The organism is Bacillus sp. BC05(2025) (assembly GCF_056725905.1).
The window spans coordinates 493565-519157 of sequence record NZ_JBWYRA010000002.1; the positions used below are offsets into that span (position 1 = coordinate 493565).

The following is a 25593-nucleotide window of genomic DNA, read 5'->3' on the forward strand; positions in this document are numbered from 1 at the left end:
CTACAATTCATTACAAATTCCTTTTAAAAAAGAGATGTCCCAATTTCGGACATCTCTTTTTATAATAATGGCGATAATAACCGATACGTTGATTCAACAATTCGTCTATGCAGACGCCTTTTATGAAAACGATCGACGTGAATTTCACTGGATTCTTCTAAATCGTCTTTAAAATCTTGAACAAGCTTTCGAATGCTATCTGTATCATATAAAAAGGCATTTACTTCAAAGTTCAAATGAAAACTTCTCATATCCATATTAGCTGTCCCAATTGAAGCTAAATCAGAATCGACAATGACAACTTTACTATGAAGAAAACCTTTTTCGTATTCATATATCTTTACCCCTGCATCTAAAAGCTCTGGGAAGTACGATCTTGATGCATAAAAGACAGTGCGCTTATCCGGCTTACTCGGCATTAACAAACGAACATCAATACCAGCAAGCGCAGCTACCTTTAATGCGGATAAAATATCATCATCAGGAATGAAATACGGCGTCGCAATCCAAATGGATTTCCGAGCAGAAGCGATCATAGCAAAGTATAAATGTTTAATTGTTTCCCATTTATTATCCGGTCCACCTGCAACGAGCTGCACGCCTCCCCAATGATCTCCCTCAACTGCTTTTGCTTGTAAATATTCAGGGGCGAGCACAGCCTCACCAGTCATATAAAACCAATCTTGAAGGAAAATAAGCTGTAAACTTTGTACAGCTTCACCACGCAAATATAAATGCGTGTCTCGCCAAAAACCGAAGTACTTATCCTTCCCTAAATATTCATCACCAATATTTAATCCACCTACAAATCCTTCATTCCCATCAATAATAACGATTTTTCGATGGTTTCGATAATTAATCTTATCGTTTAAAATCGGAAAGCGCACAGGAAAGAACGGAATCATTTCGACACCTGCATCGTTTAATTCTTCAATATACGAATTCGATAATCTAAAACTTCCAACCGCATCATATAAAAAACGAACGACTACGCCCTCTTTTGATTTTTGTATTAAAATATCTTTAATTTCTGTCCCAAGCTTATCATCACGCACAATGTAATATTCCATATGAATGTGATGTTTCGCTCGTTTTAAACCATCTAAAATGGCCTGAAACGTTTCATCTCCATTTGTTAATGTTCTCGTTTCAGTTTGAAATGAAATATTTAAAGCGCCTAAGCGATCCGCTAAACGAAATAACAGCTCTTGATGCTTATGATTGCGCAAAATCCGTTCCTCGTAATCTTCATGCCCTTTATATTGTAAAAACGCTTGTTCATCGAGCAACGCCTTCTTTTGGAACATTCTCTTCCTCCGAAAGTTCTGTCCGAATAATAAATAAGCGAAGAATCCAAATACCGGAAAAATACCTAACACAATGAGCCATGTAAGTGTTTTAGACGGATGACGGTTCTCTAAGAAAATAACGCAGCCAATTAAAAATGCAGATACCGTAAATAAAATACTAATAATACCTAAAATCGAAACATCTTTTATCCCGATTACATCCGAATAAAATGCTACGTCAATAAACATACGTAACGAAACAAATAATGCGAACAATAGTAAAACAAAGAAAATCAACTTTAACGTATTTTTCATCTCTTACCTCCTTACTAAGAAAGCTTTCCTATTCTTCATATAAAAAGCCGATTTCATACTACAGAAATCGGCCTACGTTTTAGCAGGAAAATTATTGCGAATTGTTTCAAGCGCATGCTCTTTCACAATTTGTTTCCCGTACTCACTTACACGATGAATTGTTAAAGTTGATTCTTCTCCGTATTCTAAAACAATACTTAAAATGCGATCAATTTCTTCTTCATCATGTAGCACTTCATCGAATTCCACATATACATAATAGCGGTTCTCAAATGAATACAGCTCATCTTTTATATCTTCAAAGATAAGACGGTGGCTTAATGAAATGACATCTTCAAAATCATTAAACTTAATTAAAAAGCCAAACGTACCATCTTCGTTAAAGTTTGTTCCTGCTTGTTCTTCTACCTCTTCCACTAATTCTTGCTGGAATAATGATTCAATGCCTTCGTCTAGCGGAATGTCTATAATTTTATCTACACCTATTGGTAGTTCTAACTTTTGTCCATCCTTTGAAAGCTCTGCTTTCGTTACAAGTACTTCAATCCCTTTATCGACTGCTTGCACTTGAATCCATAACGGTCCATCAATAAAGAAATCGTCATGATCACGAGCTTCGTCCATCATTTCCCAAAAGAGCTCTTCGCTTCTTTCGCGGTCGTACCAAATTTCCTCACGATTAAAGCCTCTGTCCTCTATATCAATGTACGTAATAAAAAATTTCATCGTATGATCATTAATTCTTTCAATATCCAAAATACAACTCTCCCTTCCTGCTTAGAATTGTTATGAAGGGATTCCCCACTCATATGACAAATCAATAGATTCTTGTACTCTCATTTTATGATAAGATTCTCCAGAATGGAAATAAAATCGATTTATTTTACAAAAATAGTTATATGCCTATCTTCATTCGGTGGTCTACATAAATATATCATTATAGCGATTTCTCACTTATAAAAAATTTGGACATACATTTCCACCTTCCCCCGTACACTGTAATAAAGTGAAACTTTTATTAGAGAAGATGATTTAGTCCCTCTCTTCACCACATACATATAGTTCGCTTATTAAAACATCATAAATGGAGGCAGACGAATGGACTTAGAGTTTTTAACATCTGTACTAATGATTGTCGGTATCGATGTTGTATTAGGTGGTGACAACGCAATTGTCATCGCACTAGCTAGCCGAAATTTACCTGAATCGAAACGAAATAAAGCCATTTTGATCGGTACTCTTTTAGCAATCGTACTAAGAATTATCCTTACTATACTAGCTGTCTATTTACTCGACATTCCATTTCTGCAACTTATCGGGGGCGTTTTACTTACATTAATTGCAGTAAATTTACTAACTGATAATAGCAACGATCTTTCTTCTATTCAAGGAAAAACAACTTTATTTCAAGCTGTGCGTACAATTGTATTCGCGGACCTTGTTATGGGATTTGACAACGTTATCGCCATTGCAGGGGCAGCTCACGGAAGATTTTTACTCGTAATAATCGGTTTACTCATTTCTATCCCGATTATTATTTGGGGCAGCAAACTCATTTTAATACTTATGGAACGCTTTCCATTCCTCATTTATTGTGGGGCAGCAATTCTCGCTTACACAGCAGGAAAAATGGTCACACATGAAGACAGACTTGCAACGTTTTTTCATAACAACCCAAGTTTCACTGCAGGCATTCCTTACTTATTTATTTTCACCATTTTATGCATCGGCTTTATCGTTCAACGAGTTCGATTACGAAATATAAAACATTAAAAAAAACCTTCTACTATATAATAGGTAGAAGGTTTTCATATTATTATAATTAATTTACAAGACGCTGTGCTTCACGTAATTGGAACGTTCTTACTGTACGTGGTAAGAAACGGCGGATTTCGTCTTCATTGTAACCTACTTGAAGGCGTTTCTCGTCAATCATAATTGGACGACGTAAAATCCCTGGATAGTCACGAATCATCTTATATAAATCTTGAAGTGGTAAAGACTCTAAGTTTACATTTAATTCTTGGAAAACTTTCGAACGAGTAGAAATAATCTCATCCGTTCCGCTTTCTGTCATACGTAAAATCTCTTTAATTTCCTCAATCGTTAATGGATCTGAGAAAATATTACGTTCTGTATAAGGAATATGATTTTCCTCTAGCCATAATTTCGCCTTTCTACAAGACGTACAGCTTGGAGAACTATATAATGTTACCATACAAAGCTCACTCTCCTTAAAGAGTACAAATTCTGTACTAATTACAGTTTAGATTTCTAAATTCAGCAATTTTTCACGATACCTTGTCTTAAAACAAAGCGCAAAAATCACATTTCATGTAAGCAACAACTTTTAGCAAACAACAATTACTTTTAATAAGTAACTTCTATAATCATTATACAATAGATTTTGCAAGAAATATACAGTAAATTTCCTTCTAATTGAGAAAACTCTTCCGTGTATTCCACTGCTATGTAACATAATCACACTTACTTCAGCTGTTCTTTAACAATAATCTTCAACCCTCTTAACACTTGCTTTCCATAGATTTTTCACATGATTTATAGTTATTCTCTCATAATCTTTTCTATGAAAAAGAGAACGTTTTCTTACCTTTTTTTGATAAATCAATTAAGAAATGTAAGACTATACAAGTGAGAATCGGAAGAACATTTGTTCTTATTTTAACAAACATTCTCATTCATGTCCATACGATTTCTAAAATAAATTAGATATTTTTCTGACATTTCTTTCTTTTTCATCTTTTATCTCATACAATAAAAATACAGACAGGCAAAGGGGGAATTTGCAAATGATTGCTTTTTTTATTGATTTTGTCACTGTTGCTGCCCTCATCATCGGAATAACAGCATTGATTGGTGTCATTACAAATAGCATTGGTGAAAAACTCTTTGGCGGAAAAGAAAAGATGAAGTTTGTTAATAAAAGTTTGGATGTACAATCCGGCTGGAACGAGGTTGGCGGGAAAGGTATTTATAAGAAACGTACGTATTAAAAAAAGCAGGCAATCACCTGCTTTTTTTTATTTCTCTACTGACGCCCATTTAAAGCTTAAATCGCCGCCATATTTATGGTTGTACATATTTTTAATTGAATCTCTTTGCAAGTATGCTCTACCACGTTGATATACTGGAACAATCGCAGCGTCATCAAGTAACATTTTCTCTGCTTCTAGTAAGCTTTTCCAACGAGCATTTACATCGCTTCCATCTTTTTTCGCTTTCATGATGATCTCATCATATTTCGGATTAGAATATTTCATTTTATTTTGTGATCCGTCAGTTACAAACATATCAAGATATGTAATTGGGTCTGGGAAGTCCGCACTCCATCCAGAGAATGACATGACAAAATCGCCCGCATCTTCTAATTTTAGTTTTTGTGCGAATGGTTGCTGTTTAATTTTCACTGTTAAACCTGGTAAATTCTTTTCTAACTCACCTTTTAAATATTCCCCTGTTTTCTTCGATAATTCAACATCTTCATTTAATAACTCTAATTCGATTTCATTTTTACCAAGCTCTTTTTTACCAGCTTCCCAATATTTCTTCGCTTCTTTCACGTTTGGTTTTACAATATCTCCATTTACAGCACGGAAGTCCTTTTTATCCGGTCCTTTAATGAAGTTATCAGGAATTAATCCTGTTGCTGGCTTAGAACCGTTATTTAATAATGTATCAACGAACGGTTTACGTTCAAAAGCAAGTGAAATTGCTTTACGAATATTTTTATTTGCTAACGCTGGATCTTTTTGATTTAAACGAAGGAAGAATACAGATGTATCTTCTACTGTTTGGAAATCTGGTTTTCCTTTATATTTATCGATGAACTCCGCTAATAACGTCGCTCGATCGACTGCGTTTGTTTCATATAAATTAATTGGTGTAGACGTATCTTTAACAATATTAAAGTTTACTTCCTCAATCTTCACTTCTTTATTGTCCCAATATGACGGGCTCTTTGTCATTTTAAAGCTACGTTCATGTTGCCAATCACTTAATGTAAATGGTCCGTTATAAAGTGTTGTATTCGCTTCCAAACCAAACTTCGTACCTTGTTCTTTTACAAACTTTTCATTCACAGGATAGAAGATTGGATATACCATTAAATCTACAAGGTATGGAATTGAATTGTCTAACTCCACTTCTAATGTATGATCATCAATCGCTTTTACACCTAATTGATCCGGACTCATCTCTTTTTTATTAATTTTCTCTGCATTTTTTATATCATACATAATGTACGCTGATTTCGCAGCTGTATCTGGGTTAATTGCTCTTTGCCATGCATATACGAAATCTTTGGCCGTCACAGGCTCACCATTTGACCATTTTGCGTCTTCACGTAATGTAAATGTATATTTTTTACCGTCTTCTGACTTTTTAAATTCCTTCGCTACACCAGGAACTAGCTTATCATCTTTTCCTAAACTGTATAAGCCTTCCATCGTATTAGTCATTACTCTTGAAGAAACCGCATCAGCTGATAACGCTGGATCCATCGTTGGAATTTCTTGCGTTTCAATTAAATTAATGACTTGCTTTGCACCGCTTTTCCCGCTATCCCCTTTTGCGTTCGCTTGCGGTTCATCTTTTTGGTAGCTACATGCCCCTAACATCATGCTCATCGCTACTGTTGATACTACAAAAACTGGCATCTTTTTTTTCATATTTCCACCCTCCACAAAAATGTTAGCCCTTTCATTTTCAAACAAATAGAAATATATATATGTTCTAACAATTCATATTATACACACAAATACATTCTTTGTATATTTATATTTCTATTTCATTAAAATTTTCTGTTAAAAAACAAACCTTTGTAAACGTTTCATATTGCTGATTATCCTTACTAAAGTGTTAAAAACAATTAATTTTAAACTTTTCAAAATTATCAGAGAAAAATAAAATTTATATTTTATAATATTTCCTGCATAATTATCCTTCTCTTTTTATCATAAAATAGCACCCCCTTCATAATAAAGATATGTAGGTTAAAATGAGTGCAAAGGATAAAAAAGTGTGTTACGATACACTTTGCTAAAAATAGATATCGGTAAAGAGGGGACGGACATGACAGCAATTCAGGCAAAAAACGGGCCGACAGAGAAATTAAGTTTATTCTTATTAACATGGCCTATTTTTCTAGAAGTTTTTCTATTTATGTTAATGGGGATCGCTGATACTTTCATGTTAAGTGCATTATCAGACGATGCTGTATCTGGGGTTGGTGCAGCGAATCAATACCTCCATATCGCTATTTTGGTACTAGAAGTCATCGGGAACGGCGCAGCTATCGTCGTATCTCAATACCTCGGTTCCAAACGTTTTATGGAAGCATCTAAAATATCAGCTTTAGCCGTCACATTAAATTTAGTGGTCGGACTCGTTATAAGCGCTGGTTTTCTTTTATTTTCAAAACATATGATGATGGCAATGAACTTACAAGGCGATGTACTCATGTATGCGCAAAGCTATTTATCTATCGTCGGAGGGGCTATTTTCCTTCAGGCCATTATTAATTCATTAGCCGCAATTATCCGCGTACATGGCTTCACAAAGCAAGCGATGTTTATTTCACTTGGAATGAATATTATTCATATCGCAGGAAACTACGTACTTATTTTCGGGAAATTTGGTTTCCCAGAGCTCGGTGTGCAAGGAGCTGCTATTTCTTCTGCTGTCAGCAGATTAATCGCACTTATCGTTTTCTTCTGGTTACTGTACCGCGTGATGGAATACCGTGTGAAATTACAATATTACTTTACTTTATCAAAAGAATACATCGGGAAAATTTTAAAGATCGGGATTCCATCTGCATTTGAGCAGGTTATGTATCAAGCTTGCCAAATTGTCTTCTTATACTATGCAACATATTTAGGAACAGAATCATTAGCGGCTAGACAATACGCTACGAACATTTCTATGTTTACTTATTTATTCGCTATTGCGATCGGCATGGGAACAGCTATTATTATCGGGCGCCTCGTTGGCGGTGGTGAAAAAGATGAAGCGTATGAACGCGTATGGAAAAGTGTAAAGTGGGCAATTGGAGTCACTTTATGTATGGTCGCTCTCGTTATTACATTCCGCACACAATTAATGGGACTATTTACAGACAATCCGCACATTATTGCTTTAGGTGCAAGCGTTCTTTTACTAAGTGTATTACTTGAAACAGGGCGTACGATGAATATCGTCATCATCAATTCACTTCGCGCAGCTGGTGATGCAAAGTACCCCGTTTTAATCGGCGCATTCTCTATGGTGTTAATGAGTTTACCACTCGGTTACTTTTTCGCATTCCATTTAGATATGGGACTCGTTGGTATTTGGTTAGCGATTGCTATTGATGAATGGACACGTGCGATTATTATGTTCTTCCGCTGGAAAAGTAGAGCCTGGGAGCGTTATGCACTTGTTAAACCTGAAGAACAAGAGGAGATTGTTTCTGTTCCGGCACAGTAATACTCATTGAATCAAATCCATGTATTCACTTACAAACAAATGTTAACAATAAAACTGTTTATATAGTAGAAAAACAGCCAATCTTCCATAACGGAAGATTGGCTGTTTTATTATTGATAAATCTCTTTATATTTCTTATACTCCGCTTCAGAACATAGCACAAAATGTCCTGGGCGAATTTCACGCATTGTTGGTTCTTCACTACCATAATTATGCTGAGATGGATCGTATACAATACGTTTACGATTGCGCTCATAATCTGGATCTGGAAGCGGAATTGCTGATAATAGTGATTTTGTATATGGATGAATTGGATTCGCATATAACTCATCACTTGTTGTTAGCTCAACGATTTGACCACGGTACATTACGCCAATGCGGTCACTAATGTATTTTACCATTGATAAATCGTGGGCAATGAATAAGTATGTTAAACCTTTTTCTTTTTGTAGCTTTTTCAGTAAGTTTACAACTTGCGCCTGGATTGATACGTCAAGTGCTGAGATTGGCTCATCGGCAATGATAAATTCAGGTTCTACAGCAAGTGCACGAGCGATACCGATACGTTGACGTTGTCCACCTGAAAATTCATGCGGGAAACGGTTTGCGTGTTCTTTATTTAAACCAACTGTGTTTAATAATTCATGAACACGGTCCATACGCTCTTTTTTGTTTTTTGCTAGTCCGTGAATATCGATACCTTCCGCAATAATATCCCCTACTGTCATACGAGGGTTTAATGATGCATATGGATCTTGGAAAATCATTTGCATTTTACGGTTGAATTTCTTCAACTCTGCACGTGATTTTTTACCATGTACATTTTCACCATCGAATAACACTTCACCAGCAGTTGCATCATATAAACGAATGATCGTTCTTCCAGTTGTTGATTTCCCACAACCTGATTCTCCTACAAGACCAAATGTTTCGCCGCGGTAAATATCAAATGAAATATCATTAACCGCTTTGACAACACCACCACTCACGTCGAAGTGCTGTTTTACGTTTTTTACTTCAATTAATTTCTCACGCTGTTTAGTCATGTTGTTCACCTGCTTTCATTTGAAGAATGCGTTTTTCAACGACTGCTGGCGGTTTTACTTCTGGAGCTTGCTCGTGAAGTAACCAAGTTGCCGCAAAGTGTGTATCACTTACTTTAAATAAAGGTGGGTCCATTTCAAAATCAATTTTCAATGCCTGCGGGTTACGTGGTGCAAAAGCATCTCCCTTTGGCGGCTTCAATAAATCTGGAGGCGTTCCAGGGATCGCATATAACTCTTCTTCTGAACCATCTAAACTTGGCATAGATGCGATCAAGCCCCAAGTATATGGATGTTTTGGATTGTAGAAAATTTCATCTACAGTTCCGATTTCAACAACTTTACCAGCGTACATAACTGCTACGCGATCCGCAACGTTCGCCACTACACCTAAGTCATGCGTAATGAAAATGATTGCTGCTTCTGTTTTTTGCTGAATGTCCTTCATAAGTTCTAAAATTTGCGCCTGAATTGTAACGTCTAGCGCTGTTGTCGGCTCATCGGCAATCAATAATTTTGGGTTACAAGCTAACGCCATCGCAATAACTACACGCTGTCTCATACCACCTGAGAATTGGTGAGGATATTGTTTTAAGCGAGCTTCTGGATTTGGAATACCTACAAGGTCGATTAATTCTAATGCGACTTTACGTGCATCTGCTTTACTCATCCCTTGGTGTTTAATAAGGCCTTCCATAATTTGATTTCCAATTGTCATCGTTGGGTTTAATGATGTCATTGGATCTTGGAAAATCATCGCGATATCTTTACCACGAACTTGTTGCATTTCTTTTTCTGTTAATTTCGTTAAGTCGCGACCTTCAAATACGATTTCACCATTTTTAATGCGTCCAGGAGGATTCGGAATTAATCCCATTAACGCTTTAGAAGTAACTGATTTCCCCGAACCAGATTCTCCTACAATCGCTAATGTTTCTCCTTTTTTCAAATCAAAAGTAACGCCGCGTACAGCTTGTACTTCACCTGCATGTGTATCAAAGGAGACTTGTAAATCTTTTACCTCTAACAATGTTTTCATCTTTGCCTCTCCCCTCTTTTACTTACGCATTTTTGGATCTAACGCGTCGCGTAATCCGTCTGCCATTAAGTTAAACGCTAAAATTAATATACTGATGACAACCGCAGGGATGAACATCATATGCGGATACGTTTGAATTGATTTATAACCGTCATTTACAAGAGAACCAAGTGATGCGAATGGTGGCTGGATACCTAAACCGATGAAACTTAAGAATGCCTCACCAAACACCGCTGTTGGGATTGTAAACATTGTCATTACGATAATTGGTCCCATTACGTTCGGGATTAAGTGTTTTACAATTAATTGTGTGTTTGTTGCACCTAATGTACGAGATGCTAATACGTATTCTTGGTTTTTTAACTTTAAGATTTGTCCACGAACGATACGCGACATCCCTATCCAACCTGTAATTGCCATTGCGAGTGTAATTGACCATATACCAGATCCCATAATGATTACCATTAAAATAACGATGATTAAGTATGGAATACCGTTAATAATCTCCATAATACGTTGCATAATGTTATCTACTCTACCGCCATAAAATGCTGAAATACCTCCATATGCAACCCCAATTACTAAGTCAATCGCTGCTGCTAAAAGAGCGATATATAATGATACACGCGTACCTTCCCATGTTCTTGTCCATAAATCGCGTCCAAGATCATCTGTACCAAACCAGAAATATTCTTTAATATCACGTTTTTCATATTGATCAACACCATATTGATCTGTACCGTCAAATGGTAGCCAATGAACATTTTCAATAACAGGAATTTTCGGTGGTAATTTCGCACGACCTAAGTCTTGCTCTTTATACGAGTGTTTACTTACCATCGGTCCAAAAATTGCTAGTAATATAATAAGAGTTAATAAAACTAAACCGAACATTGCTCCTTTATGTTGGAACAAACGTCTTCTTACATCTTGCCAAAACGTTAAGCTTGGACGGGCAATGACTTCATTATCCACATTATTTTGATTGGCTTGTTGAAATAAATCTGGAGATAATTTTTGTACATCTTTCATCATTTTTTCCCTCCCGCTAAACGAATTCGAGGATCAATAATTCCGTATAAAATATCAACAATGAAAATAACTAAGATGAAAATCGCACTATAGAAGATTGTAGTTCCCATAATAACTGTATAGTCATTCACTGTAATAGATTTAACGAACTGTTCCCCTAGTCCAGGTACAGCATAAATTTGCTCAATAACTAATGTTCCTGTAATTAAACCTGCAACCATTGGTCCTAAAATTGTTACAACTGGAATTAATGCGTTACGAAGTGCGTGTTTAATAATGATAACGCCTTGGCTAATTCCTTTCGCTTTCGCTGTTAAAATGTAGTCAGCTTGCATAACTTCAATTAACTCTGCACGAGCGAAACGTGCGATTGTTGCGATAACTGCCATCGATAAAGCAATTGTAGGCATTACTGTAAACTCTGGTCCTTTCCAGAATGCTACTGGGAACCATCCAAGTTTTACCCCTACGAAATATTGTAGTAATGCGGCGAATACGAATGATGGTACCGACATCCCGAGTACGGAAATAATTGTCGCCCCATAATCGACCCACGTATTATTACGAAGTGCCGCAACGATTCCTAAAATTAAACCGATAAATGTACCTAATATAATCGCTTGTAAACCAAGTTGTGCTGATGGTCCAATGCGATCCACAATCATGTCTGTTACTGGACGGTTATCATATTGGAATGATACCCCTAAATCACCTTTTGCTAAGTTACCTAAGTAACGTGCATATTGAACTGGTACTGGATCATTTAAGCCATATTTTTCAAGAATGATTTCTTTTTGTGCCGGTGATAACTTCTCCTGGTTTTTAAGCGGAGAACCCGGAAGTAATTTCATTAAAAAGAAAGTCAGTGTAGTAATTAAAAATAATGTCAAAGCCATGTACACGAAACGTTTTAATACATAACGTCCCATAGTCAAGCACCTCCCCGTTTTTCTCAAAAGCAATAAGATAGTTTAAAATATTCTTACTTTTATTTTTTTAAAATAAGAGCACATGCCCATCATAGGCATATACCCTAGTAAACGATGGAAAAAAGATTATTTTTGTTCAACAGATGCCCATTTGTAAGTTAATCTACCACCATAGTTGATTGGGATAATATCTTTCACGGCATCTTTCACTACATACGCTGAACCTTTTTGGAAGATTGGAGTGATAACTACATCCTCTTTAATTAACATCTTCTCTACCTCTAAAAGGTTGTTCCAGCGTTCTTGTAAATCTTTTGTATCTGTTTTAGCTTTTAGAATTAATTCATCATATTTCTGATTAGAATATCCTGTTTTATTTTGAGAACCATTCGTAACAAACATATCTAAATATGAGATTGGATCTGGGAAATCTGGTCCCCAAATACCAAACGCAATATCATATTGCTGAGAATCTTCTAATTTATTTTTTTGTGCGAATGGCTGCTGTTTAATTTTAATCGATAAACCTGGTAAGTTCTTTTCCATTTCACCTTTTAAGAATTCACCAACTTTTTTCGCATCTTCATTATCGAAATTTAAGAATTCTAGTTCGATTTTATCAGTGCCAAGCTCTTTCTTCGCTGTTTCCCACAGCTTTTTCGCTTCTTTTGGATTTGTTTCAACTAACTTTCCATTTTCAGCTCGGAAGTCTTTTTTATTCGGACCTTCAGCGAAATCTTTTCCAACAAATCCATAAGCTCCAATTGCACCATTATTTAAAATAACCTTCGCAATATTATCACGGTCAAAGGACATTGAAATTGCTTTTCTTAAGTTTTTATTGCTTAAGTATTGATTACTTTGATTAAACCTTAAGTAAGCAACCCCTGCTTCTTTTCTTGTGTGGAATTCTGGGCTTTGTCTAAACTTATCAACAAATTCTGAAGATAGAGCCGCACGATCAATCGAGTTTGTCTCATATAAATTTACATCAGTAGATGTATTTTTTACAATATTAAAGTTAATTTCTTCGATTTTAACCGTTTTATTATCCCAATATGATGGGTTCTTCTTAAACTGGAAGCTTTGTTCATGTTTCCAATCACTCATAACAAATGGCCCATTATATAATGTTGTATTTGCCTCTAATCCAAACTTCTCACCTTGTACTTTTACAAAGTTTTCATTTAGTGGATAAAATACTGGATAAACTGTTAAATCAACAAAGTAAGGAACGGGATTATCTAATTCCACTTCTAATGTATAGTCATCAATTGCTTTTACACCTAATTGGTCAGCAGGTAATTCTTTTTTATGAATCTTCTCTGCATTTTTAATGTCGAACATAATGTACGAATATGTCGCTTTTGTATCTGGATTTACGGCTCTTTTCCATGAATACACAAAGTCTTTTGCTGTTACAGGTTCCCCATTCGACCATTTCGCATCTTTTCTTAATTTAAATATGTATTTCTTCCCATCATCTAACTTTTGAAAATCTTCAGCAACTCCTGGCATTCTCTTTTGATCTTTGCCGGTACGATATAAACCTTCCATCGTATTATTTAATGCTGTAGAAGATGCAGAATCAGATGCTAATGAAGCATCCATTGACGGAATTTCAGATAACTCTGTTAAATTAAGAGTCTGCTTTCCATTACTACTACTCGTAGCATTTTCTTTCCCTTTTGCTTTTGCGTCATCCTTTTGGTAGCTACACGCGCCAAGCAACATACTTGCAGTTAACGTCGATGCAAGTAATAACGGTATCTTTTTCTTCATGTTGTGTTGCCTCCCCTAATTGCACTTCCTGTACCCTCACTTGTAAAAAAGTAGAATTGAAAGAATAATCTCCAAGTTTCTACAATTTTCATTATACATATAATATAACAATTGTGAATATAGTTTTTTGTTTTTTTGTTAAAATTTTTAATAAAATGTTTATTTTTTTATTTTTTTGTAAAGGGATACGTTAACATTGCTACCATCATCTTAAAATCAGACCTTTAATTGCGTATAATTTTCAAAAAATTAGTTCTAGTACTTATTATAGCTTTTATAGTATAATAATTCTAGTAATATTTTGACGGAGGGGAACATTTTGAATAAAGTTTTTTTTCATACTTGTATACTAATTTTCATGGCGATAATCGCTTCTAGTATTGGCGCATTCCTCGTTTCATCGCAATTTTTGTTGAATTTTGTCAACATATCGTTTTATATCGCACTATTTTTTATTCTTATAGGCGGTTTTTTATTCATATTTCAAAATGGATTTTTTAACGTAACCATTTACGCCTTCCAAAGAGTGTTTGGTACGAACAAAAAAATTGACTCTTTAATTGAAGAAGTAGAGGAACCTACCGATAAGAAAGAACGTATTTATAAAACATATTCATTCAAATGGACGTATCCCATTTGCATTACCGGTATCGTTCTTGGGTTATTCTCGACCCTCATTAGCTTTACTATTTTGATGTAGTTTGCAAACACTATCCCATATGATATAATAATCAGCAAAACATTTTGTTATAAAACTTTAGTTCTTTCATATTAAAAGGGCTCAGGTAACAATAAATAAAATTATATGTATGCGATGATAAAGAAGAGTACATATTGAGGCAATTTCAGAGAGCTTGTGGCTGGTGTGAACAAGTAATTGTACAGTATGGAATGGGCTTTTGAGCACCAAACCGAACCGAAAGTAGTAGGCTTTGGCGTTATATCCAAACGTTATTATGGATTAGAGAGATTTCACAGTAGTGAAATAATTAGGGTGGTACCGCGGTCCATTCGTCCCTATAGTTTTTAGGGATGAATGGGCTTTTTTGTTTGCCTTCTCTTCCCCATCACATATTCAAATTAGGAGGAATTACTTATGTCAGTTATCTTTTCTGGTATTCAGCCAAGTGGAACGATTACACTTGGAAACTATTTAGGGGCTATGAAGCAATTTACAGAGCTTCAAAATGAACACGACTGTTATTTCTGTATTGTAAACCAACATGCGATTACAGTACCTCAAGATCCCGTACAACTTCGTAAAAACATCCGCAGTCTTGCTGCACTTTATGTAGCATGCGGCATCGATCCTGAAAAAGCTACTTTATTTGTACAATCAGAAGTACCAGCACACGCTCAACTAGGATGGATTATGCAATCAGTGGCTTACGTTGGAGAATTAGAGCGTATGACACAATATAAAGATAAAGCGTCAGGTAGAGATTCAGTACCCGCTGGATTACTAACGTATCCACCATTAATGGCTGCTGATATTTTACTTTACAACACGGAAATTGTACCGGTTGGTGATGACCAAAAACAACATATGGAATTAACACGTGACCTAGCAGAGCGTTTCAACAAGCGTTTCCGTGAAGTGTTCACTGTTCCTGAAATTCGTATTCCAAAAGTAGGAGCTCGCGTTATGTCCTTAACAGAACCTACGAAGAAAATGAGTAAATCTGATCCAAATCCAAAATCAATGATCAGCATGCTTGATGAACCAAAAACAATTGAAAAGAAAATCAAGAGTGCTGTAACTGATTCTGAAGGTATTGTGAAATTCGATAAAGAAAACAAACCTGGAATCTCTAACTTATTAACAATCTACTCTTCATTCTCTGGCAAAACAGTAGAAGAAATCGAAGCAATGTACGAAGGAAAAGGATACGGAGACTTCAAAGGCGACCTAGCACAAGTAGTCGTAGAAGCAATTCGTCCAATCCAAGATAAATATAACGAACTAATCAACTCACCAGAACTAGATGAAATTCTAGACAAAGGTGCCGAAAAAGCAAACCGCGTTGCATTCAAACAACTACGCAAAGTAGAAAACGCAATGGGACTAAGCAGAAAACGTAGGTAACATATAAAGCGGAAGCGGCTCGCTTAGAATGTGAGGGGGATGGAGCTCCTGACGTAGAGGCGCTTTTTGCCTCGCAGGAAGGCGCGAAGCCACCGAACATTCTTGCCGCTGAAGCTGGATTTCATATAAAGCGGAAGCGGCTCGCTTAGAATGTGAGGGGGATGGAGCTCCTGACGTAGAGGCGCTTTTTGCCTCGCAGGAAGGCGTGAAGCCACCGAACATTCTTGCCGCTGAAGCTGGATTTCATATAAAGCGGAAGCGGCTCGCTTAGAATGTGAGGGGCTTACTGCCGGAGCTAAGTTAAGTTACCACAAATAAAAAAAACCGCCAATTGGCGGTTTTTTAATTTACCTTTTGCTCGTTTTCCATTTCCCATAACTTTTCAAAAAATGGCTGTCCTTTTACGAGACGCTCACATAATTGTTCATGCTTCTCAGACCAACCCGTTTTCGCTTCCTCATAAAGCTTAGCCCAAATATCTTCAAATTCCATATGTTGAACCATTCCGTATGCTGATGGATCCCACTCTGTGAACCAATAGCGGATTTCTGCTGTATTTTTCGTTGTATGTAATTGATCTAACGCCATAAATAATAATTGTTTAAGCTGTCTTTCTTTACGAGTTAAGCCATTCATAATGAAAGGTGATGGTGATAAAATATGATGTTCTTTTTCCATTTCTTCTACTTGGAACTCATACTTTTCTGCTTGTACGTTTTCTACCATCTCATATACCATCTGCTCTTGGCGCGGTATAAGTCTGCTCTTTCGAATTGGCACATTGTAACCAATTGTGTCGATCGCAATAATTCCTTTTCCATCTGTAACTACAAAGCAATACTCTTGCTGCAAACGTTCATGATTTTTACGAATATAAGCCTTATGATGTACGTCTTCCAACATTTTTTGCGGAAGCTCTAACAATTCGTTCTCGATGTAATGATATAATGTGGCATCTACTTTTAATAATGGCACTTGATCTAATAGCTCAATCGTATCATCTTTCCGCCATTCGTAAAAATGACAAACGTTATACCCATTCTCTTCACCTTCAAACCAATTTACCCATACATCATGTAGATATAACATTCACTACCCCTCACTTCACTACTGTTTGTATCAATCATTATGTTCAATTTTTCTTAACTTTATTCCACCTAAGGAAATATATTCTAATTATTATTTTTTCTTCTATTAATACTAAAAAAACAGGAAATAGAGATCCTGTTTTTTTATATATGAAATGTATTTGCTTTATTCAATATTTCTTTTGCATCTATAGATAATAAAGAAAGTGTATTTTCTCCTTCCAAAGTTACACAATCTTTGACAATATGAAATCCAAGTGCATAGCCAAGCATCTTCGGATAAGAATGCAATCCATTTAATAAGATGTCGTGCTCCCTAGTTCCTCGCTTTATACTTATTCTTTCATGTACAACGTTTTTCCAATAATAAATAGCTTCTTCTTTTGAAAGGTACGTCGTCCACGGTGCATTGTTTTTTTCTGAATATCTTTCAGTTACTGCTTGCTCAGCCAATCCTTCCATAATCATCGTATCAAGTAATGTATACTCTGTTTCTTTCGTCTCAATTTGATGTAACCTGCATATGTGATGATATTCATGTGCTAATAAGACTTTTAATTCTTCCACTGAATTCCGTCCACATACGAATAAGAAAATAACGTGACGCATAGATAATCCAGCCCTACCGTTATACTCTTCTTGTACAGTTCGATTATAGGAATCTGATAATAAAATAAAGACAGGGACATCCGGACCTTTTAACCAATTTTTTAATTTCTCATACTCCGTACGTAATTCTTTCCAAACTTCCTTTTTCTCTAACTCTTTAATTTCTTGTTCTCCTCGCATAACCGGGCGATACATACCTTTAGAAATTAAAAAGCGATACAATCTTTCTTTTGGCAACGGAATATACTTTGTAAACTTCTCACATAGCTTTTCTGGCCGTCCGTAATATAGATGTAACCACTCAGCAGTTTCAACAATCCCCATCTTTATCCCTCCTTTTTCTTATGTATATGCAAAAGGAGACAAAGGCGTAAAAATAAATAAGGAGTTTTTTCGCAATATATTGCGAAAAAACTCCTTATTTCATCTATTATTTATACGCTTTAAATACTAATACTGCGTTATGGCCACCGAATCCTAGTGAATTACTTAACACTGCGTTTACTTCTTGATGTCTCGCACTATTCGGTACGTAATCTAAGTCACACTCTGGATCTGGTGTTTCATAGTTAATTGTTGGAGGAATTACTCCGTCTGTAATTGATTTAATAGAGAAGATCGCTTCAACAGCACCAGCTGCTCCTAATAAGTGACCTGTCATTGACTTCGTTGAGCTGATCGCTACTTTATACGCGTGCTCACCGAACGTTTCTTTAATTGCCATCGTTTCATACTTTTCATTCGCATCCGTACTTGTACCATGCGCATTAATGTAATCAATATCTTCTGGCTGTAGACCTGCATCTGCTAAAGCTTGACGCATTGCACGCACGCCACCTTCACCGCCAGGAGCCGGCATTGTAATATGGAACGCATCACCAGTTGCACCGTAACCAGCGATTTCCGCATAAATGTGAGCACCACGAGCTAATGCATGCTCTAATTCTTCAAGAATTAAAATACCTGAACCTTCACCCATTACGAAACCGCTACGGTTTTTATCGAATGGACGACAAGCTGTTGCTGGATCTTCATTGAATGTTAATGCTTTCGCTGAGCTAAATCCTGCGAATGCCATACTTGTTAACGGCGCCTCTGCTCCGCCCGTAATCATTGCATCCGCATCACCGCGCTGAATCGCCTTAAATGCATCACCAATTGAGTTTGCACCAGATGCACAAGCCGTTACAGAACAAGTATTAATTCCTTTTGCCCCTGTTGCGATCGATACTTGACCTGCTGCCATATCTGGAATCATCATCGGTACGAAGAATGGGCTCACGCGGCGCGGGCCTTTCTCAGTAAAAATCTTAAATTGTTCTTCGTATGTTTCCATACCGCCAATACCAGAACCAATCCAAACGCCAATACGAGGTCCGTTTTCTTCTGTAATTTCAAGCTTTGCATCTGCAACTGCCATTTTCGCTGCTGCTACTGCATATTGTGTAAAGCGATCCATACGGCGCGCTTCTTTTTTATCAATATATTTCTCGACTTCAAAGTCGTTAATTTCTGCTGCTACTTTTGCTGGAAATAGTTCCGGATCAATTCTTGTAAGTCGTCCGATTCCAGATACACCCTTTTTAATGTTTTCCCACGCTGTTTCAACATCTGTACCGACCGGTGTAACAGCTCCTAGTCCTGTAATTACGACCCTCTTTTTTTCCATACAAAATACACTCCTTTTTTCTCTCAGTCCTTATTTACCCCAACGAAGAGCAACTGCTCCCCATGTTAATCCACCGCCAAAACCAACAAGTATAATTAAATCACCATCTTGAATACGTCCGTTTTGCAATTCCTCTACCATTGCAATCGGGATTGAAGAAGCTGATGTATTACCGAACTTCTCAATTGTCATACTCATTTTTTCTTGTGGTAAATTTAATCTCTCTCTTGCAGATTCCATAATACGAATATTCGCTTGATGCGGTACTAAGAAATCCACATCTTCTTTCGTAAGACCAGCTTTATCTAAAACGCGAAGACAAGAATCTCCAAGTTGACGAACGGCAAATTTAAAGACTTCTCTGCCATTCATCATAACATACTCGTCTTGATAAAGATGCTTACCGCCACTTCCGTCTGCTCCTAATTCGAAAGATAGAACGCCTTTCCCTTCTGAAACAGCTCCCATTACGATCGCACCAGCTCCGTCTCCAAATAGTACCGCTGTATTTCGATCGTTCCAGTCTACAATTTTAGATAGCTTATCACTACCAACTACTAATACATTTTTATAAGTTCCCGTTTGAATAAATTGCTGCGCTGTAATCATTCCGTACATAAAACCAGCACATGCTGCACTTAAATCCATTGCAGCTGCATGTTTTGCGCCAATTGCTTCTTGAATGACACAAGCTACTGCTGGGAAAGCACGATCTGGTGTTACTGTCGCTACTAAAATAAGATCGATATCCTCTCCGCTAACCCCTGCATCTTCAAGCGCTTTTTTAGAAGCCTCTACGGCCATATATGAAGTATCTATTGTATCATCGGCAATGCGTCTTTCCGCAATGCCTGTTCTCGTACGAATCCATTCATCGGATGTATCCATTATTTTCTCTAAATCGTGATTTGTGACTACTTTTTCTGGCACATATCTTCCGATCCCTAAAATGCCCACGTTCACATCGCAGCCCTCCGTTTTATATCAATTATTATGACTTGGTACTAATTTTAAAACATAAATGTATTTTTGTCTAGAATATATTTCAGCTAAAACATAAAGCGAGCGCATTATTCACCTTATTGTTCATGAAAAGAAACGGAAACATACCTTTCCCTGTTTCTTTTGAAATATAAAAAAGGCCCTGACCGCTTCTATCCGCGGTTCGGGCCTCTCTTCCATCTTAAAAGATGCTTTTTATTCTTGATCTGCTTTTCCAAGCTCATATGCTTCGTTCATAACCTTCATCAATAACTCTAATACTGGTTGTGCTTTTTCCATATCAAGCGCAATTCCATTATCATCTAAAATGGCCTTTGCTTCTGGTAAATGCTTCATTGCGATTTGTAAAAATTGCATGCTTTTCTCATTCATATTACGTTCTTCCTCTCCATTAAAACTTTCACATACATAGTGTAACACGCTCGCTACCCTTCGTATAACTCTTTATATTTTTTCATATGCGCTAATTGTTTATTTAAACCATATTCTAACGGCGTATTTCTTTTTATCGAAATCACCTCTACAGCTGTATCTGTTTCTTCCTCATTCTCTTTATTTACTTTATCCTCTGCACGTAAAAGATTCATACCTTTTTTCCATAATGATTTTTTGCCACTAAGTAAGTTGTATATACCGAGATGCCCCTCGTTCATTCCATTTTCCCATAAGTATTCACATACATCTTCCACGTACAGTAGATCCCTTCCGTTTTCCTTACTCGCATAATGGCACTCTTTCTCACCCAATTCCGATAAAATGAGCTGATGATACATCATAAAAGATGGTTGCCATGGCCCATATAATGTAGGAACTCGAAATACACTATATTGTATCTCTCCTTTTTTCAATCCTTCTTCCACTTTCGAAAATAAACGTTTATTTTCGGATTCATCTGTGTTTCCTACTTCAATAGAAGAAATTAGATTTAACTTCACTTTATGTTCTTCACATAGTCTTACAATTCGCTTTAAATACTGTAATATAACTCTTTCATTCCGAAAGCCACTTTGTTGATTTGGTTCATACAAGCAAAAGTAAACTGTATCGAACTTCTCTCCTTCTACTGATCTCCATCCCTCTTCATCTCTTATCGAGTAATACGTAAATAACGCATTCCGCCCAATTAACAATAATTTCTCTTCATTAATCTTTGTCATGTTCTCGAATTCATCAAAATCAAGACCGTACACTTCTACTTCTTCTGCAATCATTTTATTCACAAGGTGATAACCTACAAACGTAAGTGCACCTATAATTAGCACGCGTTCCATGCCACCAACCCTTTCTCCTTGAAACAAATAGCTCCTCATTTATGTATATGGGAGCTTCACAATTCTTCTTCATATTTTTTAAAGAAATCAGTCGTTTGCCTAACCATTTTATATTTCACATCTTGCAGATGGAATAAGACAGAAGTATCACATTGATTGAATTGCCTCATTTTCTCATATTTACGTAACAACTGTTTTCTTCCTCTTTTTTCTTGTGTTGATACGAAAACTTTAACAGGTACACAAGACGGAAGAAGCGTAAATGATTTCTTATTTATTTTTGATTCTAATTCTGCTTCTTTGGAATCATACGCCAAACATAATTCCTTTACGAGTCTCTTGTAAAAAAACTTATGCTCTTTCTCAAACTCCACATATTCCGGTAAATCTAAACACGGATTTAACATAATGACAGAGCGTATACATTCAGGGTATTTGTTCATCATTTCAAGCGCTACAAGTGCACCCATACCATCCGCCATAATGTGCATTTTCGCATTCAATGTCTCTTTTCTCAACACAACATCATATAAGCGTTTTGCTAGACGAACAGACTGGTCATTTCCCCAATGCCTTCCGTATAAATTAGAAGAAAAGACCGTATAGCCTTCCTCAATAAGGCCATGTAAAAAATAAGATCTACCTGCATGCTGTGTCCATAAACTTGTACCATTCTCAATAAAGTAGTTATAATCACCGAGAAGCATTACAGAAAATCCGTTTGGCTTCTCCGGTAAATAAATAACGCATGGTTCTTTTTCTAAGTAAAAAAAACGTTCCGTAATACTCATTTTTTCCCCGCCTTATTTTCTAAACGTATAAAAGTACTCTTTAATAATGTATGAACGGAATGCAATTTTGCGTTGAAAAATCTACAAATATTTTTCTATATTCTTTTTTCAATTGTGTTACAATAAGGACAGATTGAACGAATAGAGGTGTAAAATATGCGTTTCATTTGGGCATTAATTTGGTCGTTCTTGCTTGTACATATGATGAGCTACGTAATCGGCTCTATGACTGGCGGTGCATACGATTTTAACCAAGCGTCTATTTTCTCAGTTGTTCTTGCAGTATTAGTATTAGCGATTGCAGCTGCGATTCCAAACGAGCCAGTAGAACAACACTAAAAAGAGTCCGGATTTTATCCGAACTCTTTTTTCATTTCACATGAACGACTAATTCGTTATTTTCTACATCAACCACTACATGACTATTGTCAGTAATCGTACCTGCAATTAATTCTCTCGCTAATTTCGTCTCAACTTGACGCTGTACATATCGTTTTAATGGACGAGCTCCGTACATCGGATCAAATCCAGCTTCTACAACAAATTCTTTCGCTGCGTCTGTTAATTCTACTGTAATATGACGGTCAGCTAAACGACCTTGTAATTCTTTTACAATTTTATCAACAATGCCTTTAATTTCATTCGTTGTAAGAGGTTTGAATAAAATAATTTCGTCGACACGGTTTAAAAACTCTGGTCGGAAATGACCTCTTAATTGTCCCATTACAAGTTCTCTTGATTCTTCTTTAATGGAGCCATCTTCTCCTAATCCATCTAATAAATGAGCAGATCCAATATTTGAAGTCATAATAATAACCGTGTTTTTAAAGTCTACTGTACGTCCTTGCGAATCTGTAATGCGACCGTCATCTAACATTTGTAATAAAATGTTGAATACTTCTGGATGCGCTTTTTCAATTTCGTCTAACAAAATAACAGAATATGGTTTACGTCTTACTGCTTCTGTTAATTGACCGCCCTCTTCATATCCAACATATCCAGGAGGCGCACCAATTAAGCGTGACACAGCATGTTTCTCCATATACTCAGACATATCGATACGAATCATTTGCTCTTCACTATCGAATAATGACTGCGCTAACGTTTTTGCAAGTTCTGTTTTACCAACACCAGTCGGTCCTAAGAAAATGAAGGAACCAATCGGACGGTTCGGGTCTTTAATACCAGCGCGCGCACGAAGAACTGCGTCTGATACTAAGCTTACTGCTTCCTCTTGCCCGATAACACGTTCTGATAAAATTTGCTCTAAACGTAGCAATTTCTCGCGTTCACCTTCAACGAGTTTTGCAACAGGAATACCAGTCCAGCGCGAAACAATATCAGCAATTTCTTCTTCACTTACTTCCTCACGTAATAAACGATTTTCTTGTTTATTATGTGCGCCCATTTCTTCCGCTTCTTTTAACTCTTTTTCAATTGCAGGAATTTTTCCATGGCGAAGTTCCGCTGCTTTATTTAAATCGTAATTCCCTTCTGCTTCTTCTAATTCACGGCGCAGACGCTCTAAATGTTCACGTAAATCACGAACTTTGTGAATATCTTCTTTTTCTTTCTCCCATTTCGCTCTCATACCACTTGCAACTTCTTTTAAATCCGATAATTCACGTTGCAACGTTTTTAGACGTTCTTGGCTACCAAAGTCCTTTTCTTTTCCAAGAGCCGCTTCTTCAATTTCTAGCTGCATAATGCGGCGCGTTACTTCATCTAATTCTGTCGGCATAGAATCGATTTCTGTACGAATTGTTGCACACGCTTCATCGACAAGATCAATTGCTTTATCTGGTAAGAAACGGTCCGAAATATATCGATCTGATAAAACTGATGCTGCTACAATCGCGCGGTCATGAATATTTACACCATGATAAATTTCAAAACGCTCTTTTAAACCACGTAAAATGGAAATTGTATCTTCAACAGTTGGTTCTTCTGCTAATACTTGTTGGAAACGTCTTTCTAACGCCGGGTCTTTCTCAATATATTTACGATATTCATCGAGCGTCGTCGCCCCAATACAGTGTAGTTCACCGCGAGCAAGCATCGGTTTTAACATATTCCCTGCGTCCATCGCACCTTCTGTTTTACCAGCTCCGACGATTGTATGAAGTTCATCAATGAATAATAAAATGCGTCCTTCACTCTTTTTAATTTCATTTAATACAGCTTGCAGACGCTCTTCAAATTCACCACGGAATTTTGCTCCAGCTACAAGCGCACTCATATCTAATGCAAAGATTGTTCTATCTTTTAATCCTTCAGGTACATCCTTCTTCACAATACGCTGTGCTAACCCTTCAACAATTGCTGTTTTACCAACACCTGGTTCACCAATTAAAACTGGGTTGTTTTTCGTTTTACGTGAAAGAATGCGGATTACGCGACGAATTTCACTATCGCGGCCGATAACAGGGTCAATTTTCCCCGCTCTTACTTCCGCCACTAAATCACGACCATATTTTTCTAACGCTTCATAAGTTGCTTCTGGATTCTGACTAGTCACTCTTTGATTCCCCCGAACTGTCATTAAAGACTGTAATAAGTTATCTTTCGTAATATGAAATCTTGTGAATAATTGGCCTATATCGCCTTTTTCTTCAGTAAAAGCAAGCAATACATGTTCAACTGAAATGTAGTCATCTTGTAATTTCTCTGCTTCTTTTCCTGCCCTTACAAGCAATTGTTGCAGGGCACCTGTTATATATAATTTCCCTGCTTCTGCACCGCTTCCCGTTACAGAGGGCTTTTTCTTAATTAAACTTTCGGCGCCTTGTTTTAACGCTTCTATATCAACATTCATTTTTTGAAAAATACGTACTGCTAACCCATCTTGCTCTTCTAATAATGTAAACAAGAGATGAACAGTATCTACTTCTTGATGATGATGAGATACCGCTAAAGATTGGGCACTCATAATCGCCTCTTGTGTTTTCGTTGTCATTTGATTTAAGTCCATCTTTACAGTCCTCCAAATGTTTGACTTTCTTTGACCTTTGATTTGATTATACGCCAACTGACTTTTTTATACAATAATTTTGATTATGTATTTTCAAACTTATTATTAGAAAAAGAAAAAAGGAAAATTCATTATGCTACTTAAAAAAGTACGGTAAATGAAATTATAATGTGTGATGAAAAAAAGCCGCA

The 25593-nt window shown here is 36.6% G+C and carries 23 protein-coding genes and 1 other annotated feature; of the genes, 6 read left to right on the plus strand and 17 right to left on the minus strand.

All coding sequences use genetic code 11. The features are described 5' to 3' along the window. Positions 1 to 59: 59 nt before the first annotated feature. Both ACZ76X_RS08455 and mecA read right to left on the minus strand, forming a co-directional pair. On the minus strand, positions 60 to 1604 hold the full coding sequence (locus tag ACZ76X_RS08455) for a cardiolipin synthase (protein ID WP_097840675.1): 1545 nt from the start codon (positions 1602 to 1604) through the stop codon (positions 60 to 62). Positions 1605 to 1676: 72 nt separating this feature from the next. After that, positions 1677 to 2360, minus strand: coding sequence for an adaptor protein MecA (mecA, locus tag ACZ76X_RS08460; protein WP_000350711.1), 684 nt, complete (start codon positions 2358 to 2360; stop codon positions 1677 to 1679). A gap of 342 nt (positions 2361 to 2702) precedes the next feature. On the opposite strand from mecA, the gene ACZ76X_RS08465 reads away from it, so the two are divergent. Further along, entirely contained in the window at positions 2703 to 3377 is a 675-nt protein-coding gene (locus ACZ76X_RS08465) for a TerC family protein (RefSeq protein WP_342718548.1), read from the plus strand. A gap of 49 nt (positions 3378 to 3426) precedes the next feature. Here the strand turns inward: ACZ76X_RS08465 and spx are convergent, their stop codons facing one another. Beyond that, the gene (spx, locus tag ACZ76X_RS08470) at positions 3427 to 3822 is read right to left on the minus strand and encodes a transcriptional regulator Spx (RefSeq protein WP_000258267.1); all 396 of its coding nucleotides are present in this window, start codon (positions 3820 to 3822) and stop codon (positions 3427 to 3429) included. Between the two features lie 592 nt (positions 3823 to 4414). Between spx and ACZ76X_RS08475 the strand changes: the two genes are divergently transcribed. Beyond that, complete coding sequence (locus ACZ76X_RS08475) at positions 4415 to 4618, plus strand: hypothetical protein (protein WP_000559976.1); 204 nt, start codon at positions 4415 to 4417, stop codon at positions 4616 to 4618. A gap of 27 nt (positions 4619 to 4645) precedes the next feature. Here ACZ76X_RS08475 and ACZ76X_RS08480 read toward each other — a convergent pair whose 3' ends face one another. Next, on the minus strand, positions 4646 to 6292 hold the full coding sequence (locus tag ACZ76X_RS08480; RefSeq protein WP_000728613.1) for a peptide ABC transporter substrate-binding protein: 1647 nt from the start codon (positions 6290 to 6292) through the stop codon (positions 4646 to 4648). Positions 6293 to 6644: 352 nt separating this feature from the next. Between ACZ76X_RS08480 and ACZ76X_RS08485 the strand changes: the two genes are divergently transcribed. Then, positions 6645 to 8090 (plus strand): MATE family efflux transporter, encoded by a 1446-nt coding sequence (locus tag ACZ76X_RS08485; RefSeq protein WP_002002304.1) that lies wholly within the window; start codon positions 6645 to 6647, stop codon positions 8088 to 8090. Positions 8091 to 8200: 110 nt separating this feature from the next. On the opposite strand, the gene ACZ76X_RS08490 is transcribed toward ACZ76X_RS08485, so the two are convergent. From ACZ76X_RS08490 to ACZ76X_RS08510, 5 genes are all read right to left on the minus strand, one after another. Further along, the gene (locus ACZ76X_RS08490) at positions 8201 to 9136 is read right to left on the minus strand and encodes an ABC transporter ATP-binding protein (RefSeq protein WP_000166346.1); all 936 of its coding nucleotides are present in this window, start codon (positions 9134 to 9136) and stop codon (positions 8201 to 8203) included. Beyond that, positions 9129 to 10172, minus strand: coding sequence for an ABC transporter ATP-binding protein (locus tag ACZ76X_RS08495; RefSeq protein WP_016136596.1), 1044 nt, complete (start codon positions 10170 to 10172; stop codon positions 9129 to 9131). Before ACZ76X_RS08495 ends, ACZ76X_RS08490 begins: the two co-directional genes overlap by 8 nt. 18 nt (positions 10173 to 10190) lie before the next feature. Beyond that, complete coding sequence (opp3C, locus tag ACZ76X_RS08500; protein WP_000974101.1) at positions 10191 to 11207, minus strand: oligopeptide ABC transporter permease; 1017 nt, start codon at positions 11205 to 11207, stop codon at positions 10191 to 10193. Then, positions 11204 to 12133 (minus strand): oligopeptide ABC transporter permease, encoded by a 930-nt coding sequence (gene opp3b / locus ACZ76X_RS08505; protein ID WP_000534165.1) that lies wholly within the window; start codon positions 12131 to 12133, stop codon positions 11204 to 11206. The genes opp3C and opp3b overlap by 4 nt, the downstream gene beginning before the upstream one ends. A 126-nt stretch (positions 12134 to 12259) precedes the next feature. Next, the gene (locus ACZ76X_RS08510; protein WP_479850173.1) at positions 12260 to 13915 is read right to left on the minus strand and encodes a peptide ABC transporter substrate-binding protein; all 1656 of its coding nucleotides are present in this window, start codon (positions 13913 to 13915) and stop codon (positions 12260 to 12262) included. Between the two features lie 319 nt (positions 13916 to 14234). On the opposite strand from ACZ76X_RS08510, the gene ACZ76X_RS08515 reads away from it, so the two are divergent. Both ACZ76X_RS08515 and trpS read left to right on the plus strand, forming a co-directional pair. Next, complete coding sequence (locus ACZ76X_RS08515; protein WP_098254666.1) at positions 14235 to 14615, plus strand: DUF3899 domain-containing protein; 381 nt, start codon at positions 14235 to 14237, stop codon at positions 14613 to 14615. Between the two features lie 105 nt (positions 14616 to 14720). Further along, positions 14721 to 14937, plus strand: a binding site (T-box leader). 74 nt (positions 14938 to 15011) lie between these two features. Beyond that, on the plus strand, positions 15012 to 16001 hold the full coding sequence (gene trpS, locus ACZ76X_RS08520; protein WP_098254665.1) for a tryptophan--tRNA ligase: 990 nt from the start codon (positions 15012 to 15014) through the stop codon (positions 15999 to 16001). Positions 16002 to 16343: 342 nt separating this feature from the next. Here the strand turns inward: trpS and ACZ76X_RS08525 are convergent, their stop codons facing one another. The 7 genes from ACZ76X_RS08525 to ACZ76X_RS08555 form a co-directional block, all read right to left on the minus strand. Beyond that, positions 16344 to 17090: a YjbA family protein gene (locus ACZ76X_RS08525; RefSeq protein ID WP_048553970.1), complete on the minus strand. Its 747-nt coding sequence runs from the start codon at positions 17088 to 17090 to the stop codon at positions 16344 to 16346. A 143-nt stretch (positions 17091 to 17233) separates the two neighbouring features. Then, positions 17234 to 18022 carry a DUF2268 domain-containing putative Zn-dependent protease gene (locus tag ACZ76X_RS08530; RefSeq protein WP_479850174.1) on the minus strand — a complete coding sequence of 263 codons (789 nt, stop codon included), beginning with the start codon at positions 18020 to 18022 and terminating at the stop codon, positions 17234 to 17236. A 106-nt stretch (positions 18023 to 18128) separates the two neighbouring features. Beyond that, complete coding sequence (fabF, locus tag ACZ76X_RS08535) at positions 18129 to 19367, minus strand: beta-ketoacyl-ACP synthase II (protein WP_098670226.1); 1239 nt, start codon at positions 19365 to 19367, stop codon at positions 18129 to 18131. 30 nt (positions 19368 to 19397) lie between these two features. Then, positions 19398 to 20330 (minus strand): beta-ketoacyl-ACP synthase III, encoded by a 933-nt coding sequence (gene fabH, locus ACZ76X_RS08540; RefSeq protein WP_479850175.1) that lies wholly within the window; start codon positions 20328 to 20330, stop codon positions 19398 to 19400. A 234-nt stretch (positions 20331 to 20564) separates the two neighbouring features. Further along, positions 20565 to 20741, minus strand: coding sequence for a ComZ family protein (locus ACZ76X_RS08545; protein WP_009879752.1), 177 nt, complete (start codon positions 20739 to 20741; stop codon positions 20565 to 20567). 53 nt (positions 20742 to 20794) lie between these two features. Continuing rightward, entirely contained in the window at positions 20795 to 21667 is an 873-nt protein-coding gene (locus tag ACZ76X_RS08550) for an NAD-dependent epimerase/dehydratase family protein (protein ID WP_479850176.1), read from the minus strand. A gap of 29 nt (positions 21668 to 21696) precedes the next feature. Continuing rightward, on the minus strand, positions 21697 to 22431 hold the full coding sequence (locus tag ACZ76X_RS08555) for a lipase family protein (RefSeq protein ID WP_029437835.1): 735 nt from the start codon (positions 22429 to 22431) through the stop codon (positions 21697 to 21699). A 156-nt stretch (positions 22432 to 22587) separates the two neighbouring features. Between ACZ76X_RS08555 and ACZ76X_RS08560 the strand changes: the two genes are divergently transcribed. Further along, positions 22588 to 22770, plus strand: coding sequence for a YjzD family protein (locus ACZ76X_RS08560; protein ID WP_098671313.1), 183 nt, complete (start codon positions 22588 to 22590; stop codon positions 22768 to 22770). Between the two features lie 31 nt (positions 22771 to 22801). Here ACZ76X_RS08560 and clpB read toward each other — a convergent pair whose 3' ends face one another. Then, positions 22802 to 25402, minus strand: coding sequence for an ATP-dependent chaperone ClpB (gene clpB, locus ACZ76X_RS08565; protein WP_479850177.1), 2601 nt, complete (start codon positions 25400 to 25402; stop codon positions 22802 to 22804). Positions 25403 to 25593: the final 191 nt, after the last annotated feature.

Excerpts from the sequence above, each read along its gene's own strand:
- opp3b (WP_000534165.1), bottom strand. The coding sequence starts at position 12,133 with ATGGGACGTTATGTATTAAAACGTTTCGTGTACATGGCTTTGACATTA.
- opp3C (WP_000974101.1), bottom strand. The coding sequence starts at position 11,207 with ATGATGAAAGATGTACAAAAATTATCTCCAGATTTATTTCAACAAGCC.
- ACZ76X_RS08525 (WP_048553970.1), bottom strand. The coding sequence starts at position 17,090 with ATGTTATATCTACATGATGTATGGGTAAATTGGTTTGAAGGTGAAGAG.
- ACZ76X_RS08465 (WP_342718548.1), top strand. The coding sequence starts at position 2,703 with ATGGACTTAGAGTTTTTAACATCTGTACTAATGATTGTCGGTATCGAT.
- clpB (WP_479850177.1), bottom strand. The coding sequence starts at position 25,402 with ATGGACTTAAATCAAATGACAACGAAAACACAAGAGGCGATTATGAGT.
- ACZ76X_RS08475 (WP_000559976.1), top strand. The coding sequence starts at position 4,415 with ATGATTGCTTTTTTTATTGATTTTGTCACTGTTGCTGCCCTCATCATC.
- ACZ76X_RS08530 (WP_479850174.1), bottom strand. The coding sequence starts at position 18,022 with ATGGGGATTGTTGAAACTGCTGAGTGGTTACATCTATATTACGGACGG.
- ACZ76X_RS08480 (WP_000728613.1), bottom strand. The coding sequence starts at position 6,292 with ATGAAAAAAAAGATGCCAGTTTTTGTAGTATCAACAGTAGCGATGAGC.
- ACZ76X_RS08560 (WP_098671313.1), top strand. The coding sequence starts at position 22,588 with ATGCGTTTCATTTGGGCATTAATTTGGTCGTTCTTGCTTGTACATATG.
- spx (WP_000258267.1), bottom strand. The coding sequence starts at position 3,822 with ATGGTAACATTATATAGTTCTCCAAGCTGTACGTCTTGTAGAAAGGCG.
- fabF (WP_098670226.1), bottom strand. The coding sequence starts at position 19,367 with ATGGAAAAAAAGAGGGTCGTAATTACAGGACTAGGAGCTGTTACACCG.
- ACZ76X_RS08495 (WP_016136596.1), bottom strand. The coding sequence starts at position 10,172 with ATGAAAACATTGTTAGAGGTAAAAGATTTACAAGTCTCCTTTGATACA.
- trpS (WP_098254665.1), top strand. The coding sequence starts at position 15,012 with ATGTCAGTTATCTTTTCTGGTATTCAGCCAAGTGGAACGATTACACTT.
- ACZ76X_RS08455 (WP_097840675.1), bottom strand. The coding sequence starts at position 1,604 with ATGAAAAATACGTTAAAGTTGATTTTCTTTGTTTTACTATTGTTCGCA.
- ACZ76X_RS08490 (WP_000166346.1), bottom strand. The coding sequence starts at position 9,136 with ATGACTAAACAGCGTGAGAAATTAATTGAAGTAAAAAACGTAAAACAG.
- ACZ76X_RS08510 (WP_479850173.1), bottom strand. The coding sequence starts at position 13,915 with ATGAAGAAAAAGATACCGTTATTACTTGCATCGACGTTAACTGCAAGT.
- ACZ76X_RS08555 (WP_029437835.1), bottom strand. The coding sequence starts at position 22,431 with ATGAGTATTACGGAACGTTTTTTTTACTTAGAAAAAGAACCATGCGTT.
- ACZ76X_RS08545 (WP_009879752.1), bottom strand. The coding sequence starts at position 20,741 with ATGAATGAGAAAAGCATGCAATTTTTACAAATCGCAATGAAGCATTTA.